Raw genomic sequence first — 24,889 nt, forward strand, 5'->3', positions numbered from 1 at the left:
GCGCTCGCTCAGCCGCGAAACCCCTGGGCCAGCAGGTAGACCTCCCGGGAGCGCGCCCGGGAGGCTTCCGGCTTGCGCGTCACCACCCGGGTGAAGCGCTCGCGCAGGGTCTTCAGGTATTCATCGAACCCCTCGCCCTGGAACACCTTGGCCAGGAAGGTACCGCCGGGGCGCAGGGTCTGGCCGGCCAGGTCCAGCGCCAGCTCCACCAGGTACATCGCCTGGGGCTGGTCGATGGCGGCCATGCCGCTCATGTTGGGCGCCATGTCGGACATCACCAGGTCCACCGGCCGCTCGCCCAGCGCCGCCAGGATCGCCTCGAGCACGCTCTCCTCGGTGAAATCGCCCTGGATGAAGTCGACGCCGGCCAGGGCGTCCATCTCGAGGATATCCGAGGCGATCACCACCCCCTCCGGCCCCACCTTCTCGGCGGCCACCTGGCTCCAGCCCCCGGGGGCCGCTCCCAGGTCGATCACCGTCATGCCGGGCTTGAAGAGGCGATCCTTGTCGTCCAGCTCGAGCAGCTTGTAGCTGGCCCGGGAGCGATAGCCGTCCTGCCAGGAGCGCTGCACGTACTGGTCGTCGAAGTGCTCCTTCAGCCAGCCCTTGCTGGTCTTGCTGGATGGGCTGGCCTTGCTGGCGGCACTCTTGCTGGCCGGCGCCTTGCCGGAAGCGGGAGATGAAGTGCGGGAACGCGCCACGGCATCACCTGTGGTAAGGGGACGGGTGAAGGGACAGACAGGCGGTCGAGCGGAGTGCGGGAGTGGCACGCAGAACTGAAGAGTGCTGACCGGCCACTTCGACGCTGGCCGAATGCCCCGTGCTTTCACTGCGCGACGTTTCGCCCATGGCATTTTCCGCGTACCATGGATGGCTGCGCGCAACCGGGAAGACGCAAGATACCATGAGCTTGTCACAGGCACAAAAGAAAGCATTTCGCAGCATCGGCCACCACCTGAACCCGGTGGTGACGGTCTCCGAGAACGGCATCTCCGAAGGGGTCCTCGCGGAGCTGGGGCGAGCCCTCTCCGACCACGAGCTGATCAAGGTCAAGCTGGCCCTGCCGGAACGCGACGACCGCGCCGCCATCCTCGACGAGCTGGTCACCGCCAGCGGCGCCGAGCTGGTGCAGAAGATCGGCAAGATGGCGCTGCTCTATCGCCGCAATCCCCAGGCCAACCCGAAGCTCTCCAACGTGCAGCGCTTCGAGGGGCACCACGGCCGGCACTGAGCGCCGAGCCCTACCCAGCCTAGAAAGCAAAAGGCCCGCGGCACAGTTCACACTGCCGCGGGCCTTTTAATTGGCACTTTGTAGGAGCTCAGCTCCGCTGAGCGATCCGCTGCGCAGCAGCGGGGGCGCCTGCCGGCGCCATTCGGCGAAGCGTCGCACCGCCGATGAATCGGGCTCCTACAGGCTCGGCGCCTACAAGTGCTCGACGCCGGCGATCTCGTACTCGACGTTGCCGCCGGGGGTCTTGACCACCACCACGTCGCCCTCCTCCTTGCCGATCAGGGCGCGGGCGATGGGCGAGGTCACCGAGATCAGCCCCTGCTTGATGTCGGCCTCGTCCTCGCCGACGATGCGGTAGGTCACCTCATCGTCGGTATCGAGGTTGAGCAGCTCCACGGTGACGCCGAAGATCACCTTGCCGGTACGCGGCAGCTTGGTGACGTCGATCACCTGGGCGCTGCCGAGCTTGCCCTCGATCTCCTGGATGCGCCCCTCGATGAAGCCCTGCTGCTCCCGGGCAGCATGGTATTCGGCGTTCTCCTTGAGATCCCCGTGCTCACGAGCCTCGGCGATGGCGGCGATCACCTTCGGACGCGCCTCGCCCTTGAGCTGCTCGAGCTCCTTGCGCAGGCGCGCCTCTCCGGCAACGGTCATCGGGACCTTGTTCATTGTGCAGCTCCTGCATGCAGTTCCTGAAGCCGCCGCACCGTGATCTCGTTGCCGTATTCAAGCGCCATGCAAACGGCGTTGGCCCCCGCCAGCGTGGTGGCGTAGGGAACCTTGCGGGCAAGCGCGGTGCGGCGGATCACCGAGGAGTCCTGGATCGCCTGGCGACCCTCGGTGGTATTGACGATATAGGCGATGTCGTCGTTCTTGAGCAGATCGACGATATGCGGGCGGCCTTCGAAGACCTTGTTCACGACCTCGACGTCGAGTCCGGCGGCCTCAAGGGCAGCGGCGGTACCGCGGGTCGCGCACAGCGTGAAGCCCAATGTTACCAGAGAACGGGCCACCTCGATAACACCCGCCTTGTCCGGCTCGCGCACCGAGAGGAACGCCTTGCGCTCGCCGGTCAGCGCAGGAATCGCCTCGCCGGCGCCCAGCTGCGCCTTGTAGAAGGCCTCGGCGAAGGTGTCACCGCTGCCCATCACCTCGCCGGTGGACTTCATCTCCGGCGACAGGATGGGATCGACGCCCGGGAACTTGTTGAACGGGAAGACCGCCTCCTTGACGCTGAAGAAGTGCGGCACGATCTCCCGAGTGAAGCCCTGCGCCTCGAGGCTGGTGCCGGCCATGCAGCGCGCGGCGATCTGGGCCAGGGAAGTGCCGATGCACTTGGAGACGAAGGGCACGGTGCGCGAGGCCCGGGGGTTGACCTCGATGACGTAGATCTCGCCGTCCTGCCAGGCCAGCTGCACGTTCATCAGGCCCTTGACGCCCAGCTCCACGGCCATCTGGCGCACCTGCTCGCGCATCTCGTCCTGCACCTCGGCGGGCAGCGAGTAGGGCGGCAGCGAACAAGCGGAGTCGCCGGAGTGCACGCCGGCCTGCTCGATGTGCTGCATGATGCCGCCGATCACCACCTGCTTGCCGTCGGAGACCGCATCGATGTCGATCTCCACGGCGGCATTGAGGAAGTGGTCGAGCAGCACCGGGGAGTCGTTGGAGACCTTGACCGCGTGGGTCATGTAGTTCTCCAGCTCGTCGGCGGAGTAGACGATCTCCATGGCGCGACCGCCCAGCACGTAGCTCGGGCGCACCACCAGCGGGTAGCCGATGGTCTCGGCCTTGGCAAAGGCCTCCTCGAAGCTGCGCGCGGTAGCGTTGGGCGGCTGCTTGAGGCCCAGCTTGTCGATCATCTGCTGGAAGCGCTCGCGGTCCTCGGCGCGGTCGATGGCGTCGGGGGTGGTGCCGATGATCGGCACGCCGGCGGCCTCCAGCTCCCGGGCGAGCTTCAGCGGGGTCTGGCCGCCGAACTGCACGATGACGCCGACCGGCTGCTCCTTGTCGGCGATCTCCAGCACGTCCTCCAGGGTCACCGGCTCGAAGTAGAGGCGATCACTGGTGTCGTAGTCGGTGGAGACGGTCTCCGGGTTGCAGTTGACCATGATGGTCTCATAGCCGTCGTCGTGCATGGCGAAGGCGGCGTGGACGCAGCAGTAGTCGAACTCGATGCCCTGGCCGATGCGGTTGGGGCCACCGCCCAGCACCATGATCTTCTGGCGACCGGAGACCTCCGCCTCGCACTCCTCCTCGTAGGTGGAGTACATGTAGGCGGTATCCGAGGCGAACTCGGCGGCACAGGTGTCGACGCGCTTGTAGACCGGGCGGATGCCGGCCTTCTGGCGGGTCTTGCGGAACTCCTTCTCGGAGACGCCGAGCAGGCTCGCCAGACGAGCATCAGAGAAGCCCTTGCGCTTGAGGCGGAACAGCTCCCGGGCGTCGAGCTCGGAGAGCGAACGCCGGGACACCTCGGCCTCGGTGGCGACCAGGTCCTCGAGCTGGACCAGGAACCAGGGGTCGATCTTGGTCAGCGCGAAGATCTCGTCGCGGCTCATGCCGGCGCGCATGGCGTCGGCCACGTAGAAGATGCGATCGGCGCCGGCGGCCTGCAGCTCGGCCTTGATGTGCGCCATGGCCTCGGCGGAGAAGTCGCCGGGCTTGAAATCGGGAAACTTGGGGTCGAGGCCGTCGTTGCCGGTCTCCAGGCCGCGCAGCGCCTTCTGCAGCGACTCCTGGAAGGTGCGCCCGATCGCCATCACCTCGCCCACCGACTTCATCTGGGTGGTCAGGCGGTCGTTGGCCTGGGGGAACTTCTCGAAGGTGAAGCGCGGGATCTTGGTGACCACGTAGTCGATGGCCGGCTCGAACGACGCCGGGGTGCGCCCGCCGGTAATATCGTTCGAAAGCTCATCCAGGGTATAGCCCACCGCCAGCTTGGCGGCGATCTTGGCGATCGGGAAGCCGGTGGCCTTGGAGGCCAGCGCCGAGGAGCGCGACACCCGCGGGTTCATCTCGATGACCACCATGCGGCCGGTATCCGGGTCCACGCCGAACTGGACGTTGGAGCCGCCGGTCTCGACGCCGATCTCGCGCAGCACCGCAAGCGATGCGTCGCGCATGATCTGGTACTCCTTGTCGGTCAGCGTCTGGGCCGGGGCCACGGTGATGGAGTCACCGGTGTGCACGCCCATGGGGTCGAAGTTCTCGATGGAGCAGACGATGATGCAGTTGTCGTTCTTGTCACGAACGACCTCCATCTCGTACTCCTTCCAGCCCAGCAGCGACTCGTCAATCAGCAGCTCGTGGTTGTTGGAGAGCTCGAAGCCGCGGGTGCAGATCTCCTCGAACTCCTCCTTGTTGTAGGCCACGCCGCCGCCGGAGCCGCCCATGGTGTAGGAGGGGCGGATGATCACCGGGAAGCCCAGAGTGGACTGGATGCGCCAGGCCTCCTCCATGCTGTGGGCCACCTCGGCCTTGGGGCACTGAAGGCCGATGCGCTTCATGGCCTGGTCGAAGAGGTCGCGGTCCTCGGCCTTGTTGATGGCGTCGGCGTTGGCACCGATCATCTCCACGCCGTGCTTCTCGAGCACGCCGTGCTTGTCCAGGTCCAGGGCGCAGTTGAGCGCGGTCTGGCCGCCCATGGTGGGCAGGATGGCGTCGGGGCGCTCGGCCTCGATGATCTTCTCCACCGCCTGCCAGGTGATCGGCTCGATGTAGGTGGCATCGGCCATGGCCGGGTCGGTCATGATGGTGGCCGGGTTGGAGTTCACCAGGATGACCCGGTAGCCCTCCTCGCGCAGCGCCTTGCAGGCCTGGGCGCCGGAGTAGTCGAATTCGCAGGCCTGGCCGATGACGATGGGGCCGGCGCCGATGATCAGGATGCTCTGGATGTCTGTACGCTTGGGCATGGTGCTTCCCGCAGAATGTGGTGACGAGGGGCGACGTGTCTCGGGCTACTGCGCCGGGCTCAGGCCTGGCGGGCCTTCATCATCTCGATGAACCGGCCGAACAGCGGCGCCACGTCCTGGGGGCCGGGCATGGCTTCCGGATGCCCTTGGAAGCTGAAGGCCGGGCGGTCGGTACGCTCGATCCCCTGCAGGGTGCCGTCGAACAGCGAGCGATGGGTGGCGCGCACGTTGGCCGGCAGGCTCGCCTCGTCGGCGGCGAAACCGTGGTTCTGGCTGGTGATCATCACCTTGCCGCTGTCGAGATCCTGCACCGGGTGGTTGGCGCCGTGGTGGCCGTGGCTCATCTTCACGGTCTTCGCCCCGCTGGCCAGGGCCAGCAGCTGGTGGCCCAGGCAGATGCCGAAGATCGGAAGCTCGGTCTCGAGGATCTCCTGGATCGCCTTGATGGCGTAGTCGCAGGGCTCGGGGTCGCCGGGGCCGTTGGCCAGGAAGACGCCGTCCGGGTTCATGGCCAGCACCTCGGCGGCCGGGGTCTGGGCCGGCACCACGGTGAGGCGGCAGCCGCGGGAGGCGAGCATGCGCAGGATGTTGCGCTTGACGCCGAAGTCGTAGGCCACCACATGGTAGGGACGCTCGCCCTGGGTGGTATCGGCGTAGCCTTCGCCCAGGCTCCACTCGCCTTCGCTCCACTTGTAGGGCGCCTGGCAGGAGACCACCTTGGCCAGGTCCATGCCCTTGAGGCCCGGGAAGGCGCGGGCGGCGGCCAGGGCACGCTCCACGGCGTCCTCGCCCTCGGCCTCGGCGCCGGCCAGGATGGCGCCGTTCTGGGAGCCCTTGTCGCGCAGGATGCGGGTCAGGCGGCGGGTATCGATATCGGCGATGCCCAGCACGTTCTGGCTCTTGAGGTAGTCGGAGAGCGTCTGCTCGCAGCGGAAGTTGCTGGCCAGCAGCGGCAGGTCGCGGATCACCAGGCCCGCGGCGGCGATGCCCCCGGACTCCACGTCCTCGGCGTTGACGCCGGTGTTGCCGATATGGGGGTAGGTCAGGGTGACGATCTGGCGGGTGTAGGAGGGATCGGTCAGGATCTCCTGATAGCCGGTCATGGCCGTATTGAACACCACCTCACCGCTGGTCTGTCCATCGGCGCCGATCGCCGTGCCGTGAAATACGCTTCCGTCTTCCAGGGCCAGTATCGCGGGTCTGTTCAATGCAACGTCCTCCCATCTTTATGTAACGACAGCCATGTAACAACAGCTCGTCAGGAATAGTGCTACCGGTGGCACGCCCGCAAAAAAGCGGGACGAAAGCCGATTGAGACCGGTTTCATCCCGCTTGTTGTCATTCGCTCGGAACTGATTCGCTCAGAACATCAGAACACTGGGGGCCGAAGCAACAAGCGCTGTGTCAGGGCTCTCGCCCAGGCGCCCGGCCAAAATTTTGGGGATATTACAGGATCTGCCGCCCCTCGACTACCCCTTTGGTCGAGGCGCCCCGGCCAGTCCAGGCCCGGCCAGTCCAGGCCCGGCCACTTCAGACACGGTCTGTCAGACACGGTTGTCAGACACGAACTGTCAGACCGAGCCTGTGAGACCCAACACATCCTGCATGGAGTAGCGCCCCTTGTCCTGGTCGGCCACCCAGCGCGCCGCGCGCACCGCTCCCTTGGCGAAGGTCATGCGGCTCGAGGCCTTGTGGGTGATCTCGATGCGCTCGCCCTCGGTGGCGAACATCACGGTGTGCTCGCCGACGATGTCGCCGGCGCGCACCGTGGCGAAGCCGATCTCCTTGTCGGTGCGCGGCCCGCACTGGCCGACGCGTTCGAAGACGCCGTGCTCCTTGAGGGTGCGCCCCAGGCTCTCGGCCACCACCTCGCCCATCTTCAGCGCGGTGCCGGAGGGCGCGTCCACCTTGTGGCGATGGTGGGCCTCGATCACCTCGATGTCGTAGCCCTCGTCGCCCAGGGCCCTGGCGGCGGTCTCCAGCAGCTTCAGGGTCAGGTTGACCCCCACGCTCATATTGGGCGCGAAGACGAAGGGCAGCCGCTCGCGGAAGCCGTCGAGCTCGGCAAGCTCGTCATCGGAGAGGCCGGTGGTACCGATCACCATGCGCTTGCCGTGGGCCGCACAGAAGGCCAGGTTGGAAAGCGTCACCCGGGGTGCGGTGAAGTCGATCAGCACGTCGAAGTCGTCGACGATGGCCGCAAGCGAATCCACGGCGGCCACGCCCACCCGGCCGGCGCCGGCCAGCTCGCCGAGATCGGCACCCACCAGCGAGCTGCCCGGCTCGACGATGCCGCCGGCCAGGGTGGCTCCGTCATCCTGCTGGACGGCGTTGACCAGGGTGCGGCCCATGCGGCCGGCGACACCGACGATGGCGATACGGGTCATGTGGACTCCTGTGAAAGCGGTAGCGGTTCGGGAATGGGCGGCAGTATACCAGAGGCGAGACCCCGTCAGCCGCCCGCCCTGCCGTCACCGCGCATCAGCAGCCCCATGGCCAGCAGCACGGCCAGGCTGCCCGGCAGCCAGACCCAGCCGATGCGGTCCGGCGACTGCACGAACAGCAGCAGCATGGAGACGAAGGGCACCAGATAGCCGTAGGCGGTGACCGCCCCCGGCGTCAGCGCCGCGGTGGCCCGCTGCATCAGCCAGAAGGTGAGCGCGCTGGAGCAGAGCCCCAGATAGACCAGCAGGGCGAGATCCAGGGCCGTCATGGCCGCCAGCCGCCCCACCGGCTCCACGGCGAGCCCGGCCAGGCCGATCAGCACGCCGCCCGCCCCCAGGCTCCAGAAGGTGCGCACCGCCGCCGACTCCGGCAGCCGCCCGCTGGCCAGCCCCCAGCGGCTGAGCACCGGATAGCAGGCCGTGGCGATGCAGCCGAGGAAGAACACCGCCTCGCCGCGACCGAAGGCCGGCCCGCCACCCTGCTGGCTCCCCTCGGCGACGGCCAGACCCAGGGCCCCCAGCGCTCCCAGGGCGAGAATGCTCGGCAGCCGCCAGCCAGACCGCTCCACCCCAAGGCCCAGCCCCAGCAGGAAGGCCAGCAGCGGCACGCTCACATGCAGGGTCGCCATGGAGAGGGCCGTGGCGTGGTGGGCGGCCCAGAACATGGCCCCGAAGAAGCCGGCCAGGCAGAGCCCCATCAGGGCGTAGAGGGGCAGCAGGCCCGGCGCGGGCAGGAAGTCCGGCGAGCGCCTGGCCAGCCACCAGAGGCCGGCGCAGGCGATAAAGAAGCGCAGGGCGGTGAGCGAAAGCGGCGGCAGCTCGTTCATCAGCCCCACGGCGGGAAAGGAGAGCCCCACCAACGACGCCCAGAGCAGCATGCCCAGGTGGGCGCTGCGGGCCGAGACCGACTGGCTCAACGGATCCAGGCGATATCGAGCGGCTCACCGCCGGCCATGCGTTCGAGGTGGCTGGCGACCACTTCTTCCAGGCGCTCGCGCCGCTGTGCATCCTGCGCCTCGATCACCACCGTCAGGGCACCGGGCTCGGCCAGCATCCGGCAGCTACCGCCCTCGAAGCGCACCCGGCCCTCCCGCTCGGTGTAGTGGACCTCGAGCTTATGGGCCCAGTGCTTGCAGAGCCGCCGGATCAGCTTCTCGCCGGACTCGGTGGCGATCTGCGCCCTTGCACCGATTACGCCTGATTCCATGGGTCAGGCCTCCCAGACAATATCGAGCTCGACGCCCTTGAGAGCGTCCAGGGTATTGTCCACCTCCCCCTCCAGCTGGTTGTGAGCCTCGTCATCGACCGCCTCCACCACCACCAGCAGCTTGTCCGGCTGGGCCTGGAGGTAGCAGCTGCCGCTGGCGAAATCGATCCGGACCGGGTCGCTTGCGCGATCGATCGCCTTGGCATCGGACCAGCGCTCGCAGAGCTGGTCGATCAGGGCCGCCGCATCCTCGGCGGGCAGCTCGGCGCGTGAAATGGGCATCGCAGATCTCCTGGCAGTTTCATCGAGCCACCAGACTATGCCGCCGCACCGTCGAAGCCAAGCGGGCGCCTCTACACGCTGCCCCGCATTCGATAGCAGCCGCCGTGATAACGTAGCGCCAGGTCTATCGAGACACAGCCTGGCGGCTGGATCACCTGCAGCGCTGAGGCGGCCATGAACGCGACGGGCCCCGGCATCTGGCGATGCCGGGGCCCGTCTGGCGCTGCGAGGCGTGATGCCGCTAAGGTGATAGCGTCAGGGCTTCATATCCTCGAAGAATTTCTTCACGCCGTCGAAGAAGCCGCTCTTCTTGGGCGAGTGGTGGGCGCTGTTGGTGCCGCCGAGGCTCTCCTGGAACTGGCGCAGCAGCTCCTTCTGCTCCTCGTTGAGCTTCACCGGGGTCTCCACCACCACCTTGCACAGCAGGTCGCCGGGGGCGCCGCCGCGCACCGGCTTGACGCCCTTGCCGCGCAGGCGGAAGAGCTTGCCGGTCTGGGTCTCCGCCGGGATCTTCAGCTTGACCCGGCCGTCCAGGGTCGGCACCTCCAGCTCGCCACCGAGGGCGGCGTCGACGAAGTTGATCGGCACCTCGCAGTGCAGGTGCTTGCCGTCGCGCTGGAAGATATGGTGCGGCTTGATGTGCACCTGGACGTAGAGATCCCCGGGCGGGCCGCCGTTCATACCGGCCTCGCCCTCGCCGTTGAGGCGAATGCGGTCGCCGGTATCCACCCCGGCGGGAATCTTCACCGACAGGGTGCGGGTCTCGCGCACCCGGCCCTCGCCGTTGCACTTGTGGCAGGGCACCTTGATGTGCTGCCCGGAGCCGTGGCAGGTCGGGCAGGTCTGCTGCACGGCGAAGAAGCCCTGCTGCATGCGCACCTGGCCGTGGCCGTGGCAGGTCGGGCAGGTCTCCTTGCTGGAGCCCGGCTCGGCGCCTGAGCCGTCGCAACGCTCGCACTCCACGTGGCGCGGCACGCGGATATCCACGGTGGTGCCGGCCACGGCGCTCTCGAGGTCGAGCTCGAGGTTGTAGCGCAGGTCGCTGCCCCGGGCCGGGGCATTGGGGTTACGACGCCCGCCGCCACCGCCGAAGATGTCGCCGAAGACATCGCCGAAGATATCGCTGAAGCCGCCGGGGCCTCCCCCGCCGAACCCGCCGCCCCCGAAGCCGCCGGCCTGACCGTCCACGCCGGCATGGCCGAACTGGTCATAGGCGGCGCGCTTCTCGCCGTCGGAGAGCACCTCGTAGGCCTCGGACACCTCGCGAAACTTCTCCGCCGACGTCTCGTCATCCGGGTTGCGGTCGGGGTGAAACTTCTGGGCGAGCCGCCGGTAGGCCTTCTTGATCTCTTTGGTGTCGGCGCCACGCTCTACGCCCAGCACCTCGTAATAGTCACGTTTGGACATGGGTCTGTCCGCCTCCGTCGCGGTCCCTCGGAAACACCAACGCGGGAGTCAGGCCCCCGCGCTGGTGTCATCCATGGCTTATATGCGCAGTTCAGATGCGTGGTTTACTGCTTCTTCTGGTCGTCGTTGACCTCTTCGTACTCGGCATCGACCACGTCATCTTCCTGCTTGGCGCCGGCTTCCTGGCCTTCGCCACCGCCCTGCTGGGCCGCTTCGGCCTGGGCCGCATACATCTTCTGGGCCAGGTTGCCGGAGGCCTCGGTCAGCTTGTCGAGCTTGGCCTGGATGTCATCCTTGTCGTCGCCCTTGATCGCCTCCTCGAGCTCCTTGGCGGCGCTCTCGATGGCTTCCTTCTCCTCGTCGCTGGCCTGATCGCCGGCTTCCTGGACGGTCTTGCGTGCAGCATGGATCATGCCGTCGGCCTGGTTACGCAGCTGGACCAGCTCCTCGAACTTCTTGTCCTCGTCGGCGTGGGCCTCGGCGTCGCGGACCATCTGCTCGATCTCGTCGTCGGAGAGGCCGCTGGAGGCCTTGATGACGATGGACTGCTCCTTGCCGGTGGCCTTGTCCTTGGCGGAGACGTTCAGGATGCCGTTGGCGTCCAGGTCGAAGGCGACCTCGATCTGCGGCACGCCGCGGGGCGCCGGCGGAATGTCGGCCAGGTCGAAGCGGCCCAGCGACTTGTTGCCGCCCGCCTGCTTGCGCTCGCCCTGCAGCACATGGATGGTCACGGCGGTCTGGTTGTCATCCGCGGTCGAGAAGGTCTGGGTCTTCTTGGTCGGGATGGTGGTGTTCTTCTCGATCAGCGGTGTCATCACGCCGCCCAGGGTCTCGATGCCGAGGGTCAGCGGGGTCACGTCGAGCAGCAGCACGTCCTTGACGTCGCCGCCCAGCACGCCGCCCTGGATGGCAGCGCCCACGGCCACCGCCTCGTCCGGGTTGACGTCCTTGCGCGCTTCCTTGCCGAAGAACTCGGCCGCCTTCTGCTGCACCAGGGGCATGCGGGTCTGGCCACCGACCAGGATGACGTCGTCGATCTCGGAAGCCGAGAGGCCGGCATCCTTCAGGGCGATCTTGCAGGGCGCCAGGGAGCGCTGCACCAGATCCTCCACCAGCGACTCCAGCTTGGCCCGGGTCACCTTGACGTTGAGGTGCTTGGGACCGGTCTGGTCGGCGGTGATGTAGGGCAGGTTGACGTCGGTCTGCTGGGCGCTGGAGAGCTCGATCTTGGCCTTCTCGGCGGCTTCCTTCAGGCGCTGCATGGCCAGGTTGTCGCCGGAGAGGTCGATGCCGCTGTCGGCCTTGAACTGATCGACCAGGTAGTTGATCAGGTGCATGTCGAAGTCTTCGCCACCCAGGAAGGTGTCGCCGTTGGTGGCCAGCACCTCGAACTGGGTCTCGCCGTCGACGTCCGCCACCTCGATGATGGAGATGTCGAAGGTGCCGCCGCCCAGATCATAGACCGCGATGGTCTTGTCGCCCCGGGACTTGTCCATGCCGTAGGCCAGCGCCGCCGCGGTGGGCTCGTTGATGATGCGCTTGACCTCGAGGCCGGCGATACGGCCGGCGTCCTTGGTGGCCTGACGCTGGCTGTCGTTGAAGTAGGCCGGCACGGTGATGACCGCCTCGGTGACGGGCTCACCCAGGTAGTCCTCGGCGGTCTTCTTCATCTTCTTCAGCACTTCGGCGCTGACCTGGGGCGGCGCCAGCTTCTTGCCCTTCACTTCCACCCAGGCGTCACCGTTGTCGGCCTCGGAGATGGTGTAGGGCACCATCTTGATGTCCTTCTGGACGACCTCGTCCTTGAAGCGACGGCCGATCAGGCGCTTGATGGCGTAGAGGGTGTTGGTCGGGTTGGTGACCGCCTGGCGCTTGGCCGACTGGCCCACCAGGATCTCGCCATCCTCGGTGTAGGCGATGATGGAAGGCGTGGTGCGGCCGCCTTCGGCATTCTCGATCACCTTGGCGCTGTCGCCGTCCAGCACGGCCACGCAGGAGTTGGTGGTACCAAGGTCGATTCCGATGATGCGTCCCATAGGAAATCCTCGAAGTGGTTGCGGTTGTATCCGGGAGTCGTGTTCAGCGGCCTGGGCCGCGGAGTTGACGTCTATCTGGGGGCCGCCGTCACCATTTCAAGTCCAGCGGCCGGAATTCATTGCTCAACCGGCGGCCTGGCTGACCACCACCATGGCCGGGCGCACCAGGCGACCGTTGAGCAGGTAGCCCTTCTGCATCACTTCCATGACGGTATTGGGCTCCAGCTCCGGGTTGGGCACCATGGCCATCGCCTCGTGGAGCTGGGGGTCGAAGGGCTCGCCGGCGGGCTCCACCGCCTCGACGCCGAACTTGGCCATGGCATCGAGCTGCATCTTGAGGGTCATGGAGACGCCCTCGCGGTGAGCCTCGGTGGCCTCGTCCGCCATGGCCTCGAGGGCCTTCTCCAGGCTGTCCACCACCGGCAGCAGCTCCTTGACGAACTTCTCCAGGGCGAACTTGCGGGCCTTCTCGGCCTCCTGCTCGGCGCGGCGACGCACGTTCTGGGCCTCGGCGGCGGCGCGCAGCGCCTGGTCCTTGGCGTCGGCCAGGCCCTGCTCCAGCTCCTCGACCCGGGCGGCCAGCAGCTCGGCCTCGGGGTTGTCGCTCACCTCGGTCTCGGCCTGCTCGGCCGCCTCGAGGGCCTCTTCCAGCTCCCCCTCCACCGGCTGCGCGTCGGCCTCCTGCTCGCGGCGGGCCAGCTCATCGTCCAGCGGGGTCTGTGGGTCTTTGGCCATGGGTCTCTCCTGATCGGGTAGGCGGCGGCACGGGCCGCCGACTCGGCATTGAATGACGGTTCGCAAGGGGCTGCCGGGTATATGGGGACAGGCGCGCGGAACTCAAGGCGGGTGGCGCACGTGCATTGCTGGCCAACCTCGACTACTGTATAAACGCACACATATTGGATGGATACCCAGTTGCCCGGCCAGGGCCGCAGACTTCCCGGGAGGCACCATGCTGACAGAGCTTGCCATTCGCGACTTCGCCATCGTCGACCACCTGGAGCTGGAGCTCGGTGGCGGCATGACCGCCATCACCGGCGAGACCGGCGCCGGCAAGTCGATCCTTCTCGGGGCCCTGGGCCTCTGCCTGGGCGAGCGCGCCGACGCTACCAGCGTCCGCCACGGCCGTGAGCGCGCCGACCTCTCCGCCCGCTTCGATATCCGCCAGCTCCCCGAGGCCCGCGCCTGGCTGGCCGCCAGGGAGCTCCCCGACGACGACTGCCTGCTGCGACGCGTGGTCGCCGCCAACGGCCGCTCCAAGGCCTGGATCAACGGCCAGCCCGCCACCGTGGGCGACCTCAAGGCGCTGGGCGAACGGCTGATCGAGATCCACGGCCAGCACGCGCACCAGGCGCTGCTCCGCGAGGAGACGCACCTGCGCCTGCTCGACGACTTCGCGGGTCACCGGGAGGCGGTAGGCGAGATGGCCGAGACCTTCCGCGCCTGGCAGGCCGCGCGCCGCCGCCTCAAGCGGCTGGCCGAGGACGGCGACGAGCTCGCCGCCCGCCGCCAGCTGGTGCGTTACCAGGTCGAGGAGCTTGACCAGCTGGCCCTGGCAGAAGGGGAGCTCAAGGCGCTGGAGGAGGAGCAGGAGGCGCTGGCCCACGCCGAGGAGCGCCTGCGCGAGGCGCAGTTCGCCGCCGAGTGCTGCGACAGCGACGAGGGCGGCGCCATGACGCTGCTGACCCAGGCCATCAACCGCCTCTCGGCGCTGCCGGGCAGCGATCGCGGCCGCCTGGCCGAGACGCTCGGCATGCTGAGCGAGGCGCGCATCCAGGTGGAGGAGGCGGCCCGGGAGCTGCACCACTTCGCCGCTGCCACCGAGCTCGACCCGGAGCGCCTGGCCCGGGTGGAGGAGCGCCTGGGGGAGGTGCACCGCCTGGCCCGCAAGCACCATGTGATGCCGGAAGAGCTCACCGAGCGCCATCGCCAGCTGCATGACGAGCTGGCGGGGCTGGAGGGCGGCGAGGAGAGCCTGGAGGCCCTGGAAGCCGAGGTGGACGCCCTGCGCGAGCGGTGGCGGGAGCAGGCCCGCCAGGTCGGCGAGGCACGCCGCCAGGCGGCCGCTCGCTTCGGTCAGGCGGTGCAGGAGCAGCTCGCCTTCCTGGCCATGGGCAAGGCGCGCTTCGAGGCCGAGCTGGTGACGCGGGAGACACCGGCCGCCGAAGGCCTGGAGGGCGTCCGCTTCCTGATCAGCGCCAACCCCGGCCAGCCGGCACGCCCCCTGGCCCGGGTCGCCTCGGGCGGCGAGCTCTCCCGCATCAGCCTGGCCATCCAGGTAGTCGCCGCGCGCCACTCCACCATCCCGAGCCTGGTCTTCGACGAGGTGGACGTAGGCGTCTCCGGCGCCACCGCCGAGATCGTCGGCCAGCTGCTGCGCCGGCTGGGCGAACAGGGCCAGGTGATGACCGTGACCCACCTGCCCCAGGTGGCCGCCCAGGCCCATCAGCACCTGCATATCGAGAAGCGCGCCAAGCGAAACACCACCCTGACCCGCATGGCGCTGCTCGATGAGGCCGGGCGGGTGGGCGAACTGGCGCGCATGCTGGGCGGCGTCAACCTGTCGGATCAGACCCTGGCCCACGCCCGGGAGATGCTCGACGCCAGCCAGCGCCCCCACCACTGAGGGACCTCGCATACCCCACCACCTGGGCCCGCATGGCGGCCACGACCAAACGGCCCCGATCATGGATCGGGGCCGTTTCACGCTCTGGCAAGGGGCGAGGTGGCGCTACTTCCTTGACGTGCCATCCTGGCGGGTCACGCTGGAGCCACGCGGGCGCACGTAGAGCACCAGGGCGTGGTCCACCAGCTCGAAGCCGTGCTCCTCGGCGATCTCCTGCTGGCGCCGCTCGATGGTCTCATCGAAGAACTCGATGATCTCACCGCTCTCAAGGCACACCATATGGTCGTGGTGGTCCTCCTGGGAGATCTCGAAGACGGCGTGGCCGCCGTCGAAGTTGTGGCGCACCACGAGCCCCGCGGACTCGAACTGGGTCAGCACGCGGTACACGGTGGCCAGGCCTACGTCTTCACCCGCGTCCAGCAGGGTCTTGTAGACATCTTCGGCGCTCATGTGATGTTCACCCTGAGCGTTCTCGAGAATCTGCAGGATCTTTACGCGGGGCAGGGTCACCTTCAGACCGGCCTTGCGTAGTTCATGGTTCTGGTCGGCCATGGTCGCTCTTCGCAGTATCAGGTAGGGTCGGGTATTATCGACCGAAACCACGATAGTGAAGAACAGGCGCAAATGCAAAAGTTGACAAGAATCGTCACCCTTTCGGCCGCTCTGCTGATGGTCAGCGGCTGCAGCTACTTCGGGGTCTACAAGCGCGACATCCCCCAGGGCAACCTGGTGACCGCCGACATGGTGGAACAGCTGCGCCCCGGCATGACCCGCGACGACGTGGTCTATGTGATGGGCCGTCCGCTGTTGGAGGCTCCCTTCGACTCGAACCAGTGGGACTATGTGTTCCGCCTCGACGAGGCCTACGGCGGCGTGGAGCGCCGCCGGGTCACCCTGACCTTCGATGGCAACCGGCTGGCGGACATCCAGCGCGAGGGCGACCTGGAGCGTGACATCGAGCTGCGCTCCATCGAAGGCGCCGGCCCCCAGGTGGAGGGCGCCGAGCCCCTCGAGACCACGCCCACCCAGGAACCGCAGCCGGAAGGGGGCGCTACCGTGCCCATGGGCGGCGAGCCAGCCCAGGGCTTCTGAGACATCACGTCCGGCTCCCCTGACGCCTCGCCCCTCCCGGGCGAGGCGTCAGCGCTTTTCGGCCGCCCGGGCCAGCCGCGCCCGTTTGGGGTCGATGAGCAGTGGACGATAGAGCTCGACGCGATCGCCGGCACGCAGGCGGTGCGCCTGAGGCTCGCGCAGCCGCTTTCCGAAGATGCCCAGGTCGGCCCCGGCAAGGGTCTCGGCCGGCAAGTCGGGAAAGCGTGCGGGGAGGTCGGCCAGGGCGACCGCCTCGCTGGCCGTGGTGCCCAGAGGCACATTCAGCGCCACCACGGCCTGCCGCTCGGGCAGGGCAAAGGCGATCTCGATCGGGATTTCGGCCATGGCTCAGCGCCCGTAGAGGTCATCGGCGCGGCGGGTGAAGGCCTCCACCAGCTGGCCCGCCACCTGCTGGAACAGCTTGCCGAAGGCCATGCCGAGCAGCCGGCTGGCAAACTCGAACTCCATCTCCAGGCACACCTTGCAGGCGTTCTCTCCCATGGGGATGAACATCCAGCGCCCGCGCAGGCGCTTGAAGGGGCCGCTGACCAGCGACATCTCGATGCGCTCCGGCTCGATCAGGTCGTTGCGGGTGGCAATGCTCTGCTCGATGCCGGCCCGACCCAGGGTCATCTCGCCGATCAGGTGGGAGTCATCCCGCTCGATCAGGCGTGCACGCCGACAGCCGGGCAGGAACTCCGGATAGCGCTCGAAGTCGTTGACCAGATCGAACATCTGCTGGGGGGTGTGTCGCACCATGGCGGTTCGGTTGACCGTTGGCATTGAGCTCTCCGCTGACTTCACAGTGCCCAGGGCGTATCATGAGCCGTTATTTCAGGCCTTGAATGGTATCACGCTTCCCCCCATATCGAAGGGAAAGCCGCCACGGGCACGGACAGACACGAGGTTTCATGGCCAACAAGAAAGGCAAGGGCAAGGGCCCCGGCAGCAACGTCATCGCCTTGAACAAGAAGGCGCGCTTCGAATATCACATCGATGAGGTGTTCGAGGCAGGCCTGGTGCTGGCCGGCTGGGAGGTGAAGAGCCTGCGCGCCGGCAAGGCCCAGCTCACCGACACCTACATCCTGGTCAAGGACGGCGAGGCCTGGCTGCTGGGCAGCCATATCATGCCGCTCAACACCGCCAGCACCCACGAGGTGGCCGACCCGACGCGCACCCGCAAGCTGCTGCTGCACAGGAAGGAGATCGCCAGGATCTTCTCGCGCACCCAGGACAAGGGGCATACCTGCGTGCCCCTCAAGCTCTACTGGAAAGGCAATCGCGTGAAGTGCGAGCTGGCCCTGGTGACGGGCAAGAAGCTGCACGACAAGCGAGCCACCGAGAAGGACCGCGACTGGCAGCGCCAGAAGGGACGCGTGATGCGGGAACAAAACCGGGGGTAGGCTGTCATAAGGCTGCACATCCTGATAGGATGCGCGATCAAGGGGGCGACATGGTTTCGACGCCGGTGACAACCCCTGCGGTGCATGCCGAGAGCGTGATGTATCTCGTAAATCCAACATCACGACTAAATAGTCGCAAACGACGACAACTACGCTCAGGGCGCGCTGGCAGCTTAAACGCTGTTAGCTTCTTGTCCGGCCCCAACGCGATGTGCCCATTCATCGCCGAGGGGATATGAGCCAAGACTGATGGGATCGCAATCGGTAGCGTCCTCATGCCGGTTGCTAAATCTAAGAGGAATCGCGTCGCTGGATCCTGACCGTTGGAGCCAGAGGCGTTAAATCAAATAACGGAATCTAAGCATGTAGAGCCAATGGGCGAGTGCTGGCGGACGCGGGTTCAATTCCCGCCGCCTCCACCAAACAAGTCGACGAATCAAGCACCTACGGGTGCTTTTTTCGTTTCTGCCTCTAGCCGACTCCCTTATGCCACCACCCCGGGGCCTCCGGCGGCGCCCCACCGCGAGCGCAGGCGGGTCGCCGCAGCCCCTGTTGCGACTTTGGTCGCGCCCTTGACGCGAAAACCACTTGATACCAGCCTCAGGGGGCGCCATTATCAGCGCCCACTCGTCTACCCCCCTGCGGGGAGCCGGGCGAGGCCAAGACCGGGGTGGCATCGGGTCGGGGGCGCCGAGGCGCTTCACTACCGATAAGACCCTACCACTGTTGACATTTCCCGATCTGGATTCGAAACCCCATGAGCAAAGTCCTGATTATCGGCGCCGGCGGCGTCGGCGGCGTCGTGACCCACAAGTGCGCCCAGCATCCCGAGGTCTTCAGCGAGATCCTGCTGGCCAGCCGCAACGAAGCGAAATGCAAGGCGATCGCCGCCCAGCTGGATCGCCCGATCCAGACCGCCCAGGTAGACGCCGACAGCGTCGATGACCTGGTCGCGCTGATCGAGTCCTTCAAGCCCGACGTGCTGATCCACGTGGCCCTGCCCTATCAGGACCTGACCATCATGGAGGCCTGCCTGAAGACCGGCGTGCCCTACCTCGACACCGCCAACTACGAGCATCCCGACGAGGCGAAGTTCGAGTACAAGGAGCAGTGGGCCTTCCAGGATCGCTACGCCGAGGCGGGCAACATGGCCACCCTGGGCTGCGGCTTCGATCCGGGCATGACCAACATCTACTGCGCCTACGCCCAGAAGAACCTCTTCGACGAGATCCACCGCATCGACATCCTGGACGCCAACGGCGGCGACCACGGCTACCCCTTCGCCACCAACTTCAACCCGGAGATCAACATTCGCGAGATCACCGCGAAGGGTCGCTACTGGGAGCAGGGCGAGTGGAAAGAGACCGACCCGCTGGCGGTGAAGCGCAAGTTCGACTTCGACGGCATCGGCGAGAAGGACATCTACCTCCTCTACCACGAGGAGCTCGAGTCCCTGTGCCAGAACATCAAGGGCCTGGAGCGCATCCGCTTCTGGATGACCTTCTCCGACAAGTACATCACCCACCTCAAGGTGCTCGAGAACGTCGGCATGACCAGCATCGAGCCGATCACGGTGAACGGCACCGAGATCGCCCCGCTGGAGTTCCTCAAGGCGGTGCTCCCCGACCCGGCCTCGCTGGGCCCGCGCACCAAGGGCAAGACCAACATCGGCATCATCGCCGACGGCATCAAGGACGGTAAGCGTCGCAAGGTGTACATCTACAACATCTGCGACCACGAGAAGTGCTACGAGGAGGTCAAGTCCCAGGCGATCTCCTACACCACCGGCGTGCCGGCGGTGACCGGCGCCATGCTGATGCTGGAAGGGGTCTGGAAGGGCGCGGGCGTCTTCAACGTCGAGCAGCTCGACCCCGACCCCTTCATGGCGCGCATCGGCGAGATGGGCCTGCCCTGGCAGGTGGTCGAGCTCGACCCCGACCACGACCCCCTGGCCTGAGCCATGGCGAACGCACGCGAGCAGGGCCTGGACTTTAATGTCCAGGCCTGCCCCTCACCGGCCTATGTGGTGGAAGACGCCCTGCTGCGCAAGAACCTGGAGCTGCTCGGCCAGGTTCAGGAGCGCAGCGGCGCGCGCATCCTGCTGGCCCTGAAGGGCTTCGCCATGTGGGACACCTTCCCGCTGGTGCGCCAGTACCTGGTGGGCACCACGTCCAGCGGCCAGGACGAGGCGCGCCTGGGGGCGGAGACCTTCGGCGGCGAGGTGCACTGCTACTCGCCGGCCTTCACCGAGGAGGAGATGGCGGTGGTGCTGCGCTACGCCGACCACCTCAGCTTCAACTCCCCGGGCCAGTGGCGGCGCTTCCGCGAGACCATCGCGGGCGCGCCCCGCCGAGTCTCCTGCGGCATGCGGGTCAATCCTGAGCACTCCACCGGCTCGGTGCCGCTCTACGACCCCTGCGCGCCGGGCTCCCGGCTCGGTACAAGGGCGGCCGACCTCACCCCGGAGGTGATGGAGGGGCTCGAGGGGCTGCACTTCCACACCCTGTGCGAGCAGAACAGCGACGACCTGGAGTCGACCCTGGCGGCCTTCGAGGAGCGCTTCGGCCACTACCTCGCCGGCCTCAAGTGGGTCAACTTCGGCGGCGGCCACCATATCACCCGCGCCGACTACGACGTCGAGCGCCTGGTGAGGGTGATTCGCGGTTTCCGGGAGCGCCATCCGCACCTGACCGTCTATCTGGAGCCGGGCGAGGCGATCGCGCTCAACACCGGCTACCTGGTCTGCACGGTGCTGGATATCGTCGAGAACCAGGGCCCCATCGCCATCCTCGACACCTCCGCCACCGCGCACATGCCCGACGTGCTGGAGATGCCCTACCGCCCGCACATCATCGGCGGCGGCGAACCGAACGAGAAGGCCCACACCTACCGCCTGGGGGGCATGACCTGCCTCGCCGGCGACGTGATCGGCGACTACTCCTTCGATGCGCCGCTCGAGATCGGCGACCGCCTGGTGTTCACCGACATGGCCCACTACACCATGGTCAAGACCACCACCTTCAACGGCATCCGCCTGCCGTCGATCTGCCGCATCGACGAGGCGAGCCGCGAGGTGCGCACGGTCAGGACCTTCGGCTACGTGGACTATATGCAGCGGCTCAGCTGAGCCGACTGCCGCACGGCCCGCACCACCCTGAAGCCCCCTCGCGGGGCTTCACTTCGTTCTGGCACTCGCACGCCTTGCTGCCCGGAGCGCAAGGCGCGAAAGCCGCCCTTTCCCGCGGCGGCCCCGGCCTCTAAGGTGGAGGAAAGCCATCGTGGAGGGAGTGCGTGATGACGCAGGTCGCAAGATGCAGGGTCTACAAGTTTGGCGGCGCCTCGATCCAGGACGCCGAGGCCATTCGCCGCCTGTCGGCGCTGCTGGCAGATGAGCGCGAGCGCCCCCGGGCCCTGGTGGTCTCGGCCATGGGCAAGACCACCAACGCCCTGGAGGCGCTCCTCGCGGCGGCCCGTCGCGATGACGCGGCGGCCCGTCGCGATGACGCGGCGGACTATCACCGGTGGCTCGAATCGATTCGCCACGACCACCTGGCCGTAGCCGAGGACCTCTTCGGCCCGGACTCCCCCGTGGCGGACGCCCTGGAGCAGCGGCTGGCCGAACTGGATGCCGCCCATGCCGCCCACCGCGAGGCCCCCTACCCCTTCCACTACGACCAGACCGTGGGCATGGGCGAGCTGCTCTCCACCACCCTGCTGTCCGCCTGGCTCAACGAGAAAGGCGTGGCGACCCGCTGGTGCGACGCCCGCTCGCTGATCATCACCGACGACCGCCACCAGGCCGCCGAGATCGACTGGGCGGCCACCCGCGAGCGTATCGCCTCCCTTGCCGCCGAGTGCGACGAGCTGCTGCTGACCCAGGGCTTTATCGGCGCCACCCCAGGGGGCGCCATGACCACCCTGGGGCGTGAAGGCTCGGACTTCAGCGCGGCCATCCTCGCCGAGGCCCTGGGCGCCGAGGCGCTGACCGTCTGGAAGGACGTGCCGGGACTCTTCAACGCCGACCCGCGGCGCTTCCCCAACGCCCGCCAGATCCGGCAGATCAGCTACGCCGAGGCCCTGGAGCAGACCTGGCACGGCGCCAAGGTGATCCACCCGCGAACCCTGGCGCCGCTGCAGCGCGCCGGCATTCCGCTGACGGTACGCTCCTTCCTGGAGCCCGAGGCCCCACCCAGCACCATCGGCCCGGCACCGGGGGACGGCGACCGCCGGCCCGCCCTGATCCTGCGCGACGACCAGGTGCTGCTGGAGGTCAGTCCCCGCGAGGCGGGCTTTATCGAGGCGGGCCTGATGGCCGAGGCCCTCGCCGCCCTGGCCGAGCAGGGGCTCAATGCCAACCTGCTCGAGATGGAGGCTCAGCGCCTGCGACTGGTGGTGGACCACAAGGGGGAAAGGCTCGCACCCCTGCTGGCGCGGCTCGGGGCGTGCGGAGCAGTGACACACCGCGAGGGGCTGTCCCTGCTGACGGTGCGCCACCCCGGTGAGGCGCTGATGACCGCCCTCGACGCCGGCAGGAGAGCGCTGGTCGAGCGGAGCACCCCCGCCACTGCCCAGCGCCTCTATCCTGCCGCCGAATGCCCGGAGCGCTGGACGATTCCCGGATTCTGAGCCCGGGACACCCCACCCACATGGGTATACAGCCCTTCTACATGGCAACGGAATGGTAACAAGGGCGGCTCGTGGTCATGGGGCAAAGTCCGTATCATGAGCCGCAGGCAACATCCCAGGTTCTATTCAACAAGCATCTTCCACACGCACGAGACGGAGGTCACAGCGTGAATCCCATGCGAGCCCTACCCCTGATGCTCGGCTGGCTGCTGATCGCCCTGCTGGCGCTCGCCGGGCCGGCGCAGGCCCAGCCCGCCGCACCGGACGGCCAACCCTCGGCCAATGCCGCCCTGGCCGACCTGCTCGAGAACGAGCAGAGCCGCCAGCAGCTGATCGACCAGCTGCGCGGCGCCGCCGATGCCACGGCCGCCGAGCCGCCGCCGGAGCAGGCCCAGCTATCCCTCCCCCGCCAGCTGGCCGAGATCACCAGCCACGTGGCCAGCGATATCGGCAGCCAGTTCACGGCCATCGTCGGTGCCATCGGCGGCATGTTCGACAGCGACCTGGAGAGCACCTTCGACGTGGAGGCCTTCACCAGCGCCGCCATCAACCTGGGCCTGGTGATCCTCGCCACCTTCGTGCTGTTCATGGCCTTCCGCCGCCTGGCCCGGCCCCTGTTCACCGGCGTCAGCCAGTGGTCACAGAACGGCGAGGGGCTGACGCCGGTGCTACGCCTGGTGATCTGCGTGGCGCTGGCCGCGGTGGTCGATGTGCTGATCGTCGCCTTCGCCTACCTGGGCGGCAACCTGATCGCCACCTTCGCCATCGGCGAGACCGGCGAGCTCTCCACCCGCGCCTCGCTCTTCCTCAACGCCTTCCTGGTGATCGAGCTGCTCAAGGCGGCGGTGCGCATGCTGTTCGCCTCCCGCTACGAGGGGCTTCGCCTGCTGCCGATCTCCGCGGAAGAGGCCTCCTACTGGAACCGCTGGATCGCCCGCCTGATCGGCCTGGTGGGCTACGGCCTGATGGTGGTGGTGCCCCTGGTCAACGCCTATGTCTCGCCGGCCGTGGGCCAGGGCCTGGGCACCCTGATCATGGTGGGGGCCTTCCTCTACGCGGTGATCGTGGTGCTCAAGAACCGCCGGCGCCTGCGCGATGCCATCAACGCCAAGGCGGCGCAGACCACCATGACCGCCAGCCGCATCTCGCTGCAGCTCTTTGCGCGCACCTGGCACCTCTTCGCCCTGGCCTACTTCGTCATGGTGCTGACGGTGACCCTAACGCGCCCGGTGGACGCCCTGCCCTTCGTGCTCTTCGCCACCCTGAAGACCATCGCCGCCGTGGTGGTGGGCCTGCTGGTCTCCAGCTTCCTGACCCAGACCATCGGCCGGCGCATCCGGCTCTCCGATGACCTGCGTCTCAAGCTGCCGCTGCTGGAGCCGCGCCTCAACAGCTATGTACCCAACGCCCTGCGGCTGATCCGCACCGTCATCGTGGTGCTGGTGATCATGCTGGTGCTGGACGCCTGGGGCGCCTTCGACCTGGCCGCCTGGTACGCCTCCGAGGCGGGCAGCGGCCTGGTGGGCAAGCTGGTCAGCGTGGCGGTGATCCTGGCCTTCGCCATCGGACTCTGGCTGTCGCTGGCCAGCCTGATCGAGCACAAGCTCAACCCCGATACCGGCACCGGCGAGCCCGACGCCCGGGCCAAGACGCTGCTGACCCTGTTCCGCAACGCCCTGGCCATCGCCCTGGTCACCATCACCGCCATGATCGTGCTGGCGGAGATCGGCATCAATATCGGCCCGCTGATCGCCGGTGCCGGTGTGCTGGGCCTGGCCATCGGTTTCGGCGCCCAGAAGCTGGTCCAGGACATCATCACCGGCATCTTCATCCAGGTGGAGAACGCCATGAACACCGGCGATGTAGTCACGGTAGGCGGCATCACCGGCACCGCCGAGCGACTGAGCATCCGCTCGGTGGGCATCCGCGACCTCAACGGCACCTACCATATCGTGCCCTTCTCCAGCGTGGACACCGTCTCCAACTACATGCGCGAGTTCGGCTACCACGTGGGCGAGTACGGCATCGCCTACCGCGAGAGCATCGATGACGCCATCGTGGCCATGCGCGAGGCCTTCGACGAGCTGGCGGCCGACGAGGAGCACAAGATGAACATCCTCGCCCCCCTGGAGGTGGCCGGCGTCGTCGCCCTGGCAGACAGCTCGGTGAACATCCGGGTACGCATCAAGACCACCCCGGGCACCCAGTGGGCCACCGGCCGCGCCTTCAACCGCCTGGTCAAGCTGCACTTCGACGCCAAGGGCATCGAGATTCCCTTCCCCCACACCACTCTCTACTTCGGTGTCGGCAAGGAGGGCGAGGCGCCCCCGGCCAATCTGCGCGTCATGCAGCAGCCCTTCGATATCGACGGGCGCCCCGGCGGCCAGCCCCGCTCCGGCGAGAGCAGCCGAGCCGGCTCCGAGGACCCTCGCTCGAAGCCCAACCCCGAGTTCAAGGGGGACTTCGACGACGAGGACTGAGCCGCCGGCTCTCTCCTCAATACCCAAGCGGGGCTGCCATCGGCAGCCCCGCTTTTTTGGTTCATCGCACTTCGGCGTGAGCCTGTGCGGCAAGACGTGCTCAGAGGGAGCCTGGCGTTGCTGGGCGAATGCAGGCCGTAGGAT

At 67.4% G+C, this 24,889-nt stretch carries 22 protein-coding genes and 1 other RNA gene; 9 read left to right on the forward strand and 14 right to left on the reverse strand.

Features of this window, described 5'->3' with window-relative positions:
- Positions 1 to 8: 8 nt before the first annotated feature.
- On the reverse strand, positions 9 to 701 hold the full coding sequence (gene rlmE, locus ACRYRV_RS07270; RefSeq protein WP_301271082.1) for a 23S rRNA (uridine(2552)-2'-O)-methyltransferase RlmE: 693 nt from the start codon (positions 699 to 701) through the stop codon (positions 9 to 11).
- 203 nt (positions 702 to 904) lie between these two features.
- On the opposite strand from rlmE, the gene yhbY reads away from it, so the two are divergent.
- Positions 905 to 1,231 (forward strand): ribosome assembly RNA-binding protein YhbY, encoded by a 327-nt coding sequence (yhbY, locus tag ACRYRV_RS07275; protein ID WP_253447777.1) that lies wholly within the window; start codon positions 905 to 907, stop codon positions 1,229 to 1,231.
- A 192-nt stretch (positions 1,232 to 1,423) separates the two neighbouring features.
- Here yhbY and greA read toward each other — a convergent pair whose 3' ends face one another.
- The 10 genes from greA to grpE all read right to left on the reverse strand — a co-directional run bounded on the left by greA (position 1,424) and on the right by grpE (position 13,253).
- Positions 1,424 to 1,900 carry a transcription elongation factor GreA gene (gene greA / locus ACRYRV_RS07280; RefSeq protein ID WP_253447774.1) on the reverse strand — a complete coding sequence of 159 codons (477 nt, stop codon included), beginning with the start codon at positions 1,898 to 1,900 and terminating at the stop codon, positions 1,424 to 1,426.
- Complete coding sequence (gene carB, locus ACRYRV_RS07285; RefSeq protein WP_444985531.1) at positions 1,897 to 5,142, reverse strand: carbamoyl-phosphate synthase large subunit; 3,246 nt, start codon at positions 5,140 to 5,142, stop codon at positions 1,897 to 1,899. The genes greA and carB overlap by 4 nt, the downstream gene beginning before the upstream one ends.
- 59 nt (positions 5,143 to 5,201) lie before the next feature.
- Positions 5,202 to 6,350, reverse strand: coding sequence for a glutamine-hydrolyzing carbamoyl-phosphate synthase small subunit (gene carA, locus ACRYRV_RS07290; protein ID WP_253447767.1), 1,149 nt, complete (start codon positions 6,348 to 6,350; stop codon positions 5,202 to 5,204).
- A 363-nt stretch (positions 6,351 to 6,713) separates the two neighbouring features.
- Positions 6,714 to 7,529, reverse strand: coding sequence for a 4-hydroxy-tetrahydrodipicolinate reductase (gene dapB, locus ACRYRV_RS07295; RefSeq protein WP_253447764.1), 816 nt, complete (start codon positions 7,527 to 7,529; stop codon positions 6,714 to 6,716).
- A gap of 65 nt (positions 7,530 to 7,594) precedes the next feature.
- Positions 7,595 to 8,503 carry a DMT family transporter gene (locus ACRYRV_RS07300; protein ID WP_253447761.1) on the reverse strand — a complete coding sequence of 303 codons (909 nt, stop codon included), beginning with the start codon at positions 8,501 to 8,503 and terminating at the stop codon, positions 7,595 to 7,597.
- Positions 8,500 to 8,793, reverse strand: a complete 294-nt coding sequence (locus tag ACRYRV_RS07305; RefSeq protein WP_444985530.1) for a DUF2218 domain-containing protein — start codon at positions 8,791 to 8,793, stop codon at positions 8,500 to 8,502. The genes ACRYRV_RS07300 and ACRYRV_RS07305 overlap by 4 nt, the downstream gene beginning before the upstream one ends.
- A gap of 3 nt (positions 8,794 to 8,796) precedes the next feature.
- A complete protein-coding gene (locus tag ACRYRV_RS07310; protein ID WP_253447755.1) occupies positions 8,797 to 9,075 on the reverse strand; it encodes a DUF2218 domain-containing protein in 279 nt (92 codons plus the stop codon).
- A 255-nt stretch (positions 9,076 to 9,330) separates the two neighbouring features.
- The gene (gene dnaJ / locus ACRYRV_RS07315; RefSeq protein WP_444985529.1) at positions 9,331 to 10,482 is read right to left on the reverse strand and encodes a molecular chaperone DnaJ; all 1,152 of its coding nucleotides are present in this window, start codon (positions 10,480 to 10,482) and stop codon (positions 9,331 to 9,333) included.
- 104 nt (positions 10,483 to 10,586) lie between these two features.
- The gene (gene dnaK, locus ACRYRV_RS07320) at positions 10,587 to 12,518 is read right to left on the reverse strand and encodes a molecular chaperone DnaK (RefSeq protein WP_253447749.1); all 1,932 of its coding nucleotides are present in this window, start codon (positions 12,516 to 12,518) and stop codon (positions 10,587 to 10,589) included.
- A gap of 123 nt (positions 12,519 to 12,641) precedes the next feature.
- Positions 12,642 to 13,253 (reverse strand): nucleotide exchange factor GrpE, encoded by a 612-nt coding sequence (gene grpE, locus ACRYRV_RS07325; protein ID WP_444985528.1) that lies wholly within the window; start codon positions 13,251 to 13,253, stop codon positions 12,642 to 12,644.
- Between the two features lie 217 nt (positions 13,254 to 13,470).
- Between grpE and recN the strand changes: the two genes are divergently transcribed.
- Positions 13,471 to 15,144 carry a DNA repair protein RecN gene (gene recN, locus ACRYRV_RS07330; protein ID WP_444985527.1) on the forward strand — a complete coding sequence of 558 codons (1,674 nt, stop codon included), beginning with the start codon at positions 13,471 to 13,473 and terminating at the stop codon, positions 15,142 to 15,144.
- A 105-nt stretch (positions 15,145 to 15,249) separates the two neighbouring features.
- On the opposite strand, the gene fur is transcribed toward recN, so the two are convergent.
- Entirely contained in the window at positions 15,250 to 15,696 is a 447-nt protein-coding gene (gene fur / locus ACRYRV_RS07335) for a ferric iron uptake transcriptional regulator (RefSeq protein ID WP_299312239.1), read from the reverse strand.
- 72 nt (positions 15,697 to 15,768) lie between these two features.
- Between fur and ACRYRV_RS07340 the strand changes: the two genes are divergently transcribed.
- On the forward strand, positions 15,769 to 16,236 hold the full coding sequence (locus ACRYRV_RS07340) for an outer membrane protein assembly factor BamE (protein ID WP_444985526.1): 468 nt from the start codon (positions 15,769 to 15,771) through the stop codon (positions 16,234 to 16,236).
- A 48-nt stretch (positions 16,237 to 16,284) separates the two neighbouring features.
- Here the strand turns inward: ACRYRV_RS07340 and ACRYRV_RS07345 are convergent, their stop codons facing one another.
- Both ACRYRV_RS07345 and ACRYRV_RS07350 read right to left on the reverse strand, forming a co-directional pair.
- Complete coding sequence (locus ACRYRV_RS07345) at positions 16,285 to 16,581, reverse strand: RnfH family protein (RefSeq protein WP_444985525.1); 297 nt, start codon at positions 16,579 to 16,581, stop codon at positions 16,285 to 16,287.
- A 3-nt stretch (positions 16,582 to 16,584) separates the two neighbouring features.
- Positions 16,585 to 17,019 (reverse strand): type II toxin-antitoxin system RatA family toxin, encoded by a 435-nt coding sequence (locus ACRYRV_RS07350; RefSeq protein WP_253447731.1) that lies wholly within the window; start codon positions 17,017 to 17,019, stop codon positions 16,585 to 16,587.
- Between the two features lie 128 nt (positions 17,020 to 17,147).
- On the opposite strand from ACRYRV_RS07350, the gene smpB reads away from it, so the two are divergent.
- The 6 genes from smpB (at position 17,148) to ybiO (ending at position 24,745) form a co-directional block, all read left to right on the forward strand.
- Entirely contained in the window at positions 17,148 to 17,639 is a 492-nt protein-coding gene (smpB, locus tag ACRYRV_RS07355; RefSeq protein ID WP_253447728.1) for an SsrA-binding protein SmpB, read from the forward strand.
- A gap of 41 nt (positions 17,640 to 17,680) precedes the next feature.
- Positions 17,681 to 18,061: a transfer-messenger RNA gene (gene ssrA / locus ACRYRV_RS07360) on the forward strand.
- 335 nt (positions 18,062 to 18,396) lie between these two features.
- On the forward strand, positions 18,397 to 19,596 hold the full coding sequence (locus tag ACRYRV_RS07365; RefSeq protein ID WP_444985524.1) for a saccharopine dehydrogenase family protein: 1,200 nt from the start codon (positions 18,397 to 18,399) through the stop codon (positions 19,594 to 19,596).
- A gap of 3 nt (positions 19,597 to 19,599) precedes the next feature.
- Complete coding sequence (gene nspC / locus ACRYRV_RS07370; RefSeq protein ID WP_444985523.1) at positions 19,600 to 20,766, forward strand: carboxynorspermidine decarboxylase; 1,167 nt, start codon at positions 19,600 to 19,602, stop codon at positions 20,764 to 20,766.
- Positions 20,767 to 20,933: 167 nt separating this feature from the next.
- Positions 20,934 to 22,265, forward strand: a complete 1,332-nt coding sequence (locus tag ACRYRV_RS07375; protein ID WP_444985522.1) for an aspartate kinase — start codon at positions 20,934 to 20,936, stop codon at positions 22,263 to 22,265.
- 176 nt (positions 22,266 to 22,441) lie between these two features.
- Positions 22,442 to 24,745: a mechanosensitive channel protein gene (gene ybiO / locus ACRYRV_RS07380; RefSeq protein WP_444985521.1), complete on the forward strand. Its 2,304-nt coding sequence runs from the start codon at positions 22,442 to 22,444 to the stop codon at positions 24,743 to 24,745.
- Positions 24,746 to 24,889 lie beyond the last annotated feature (144 nt).

The sequence above is a fragment of the Halomonas mongoliensis genome (assembly GCF_052496345.1).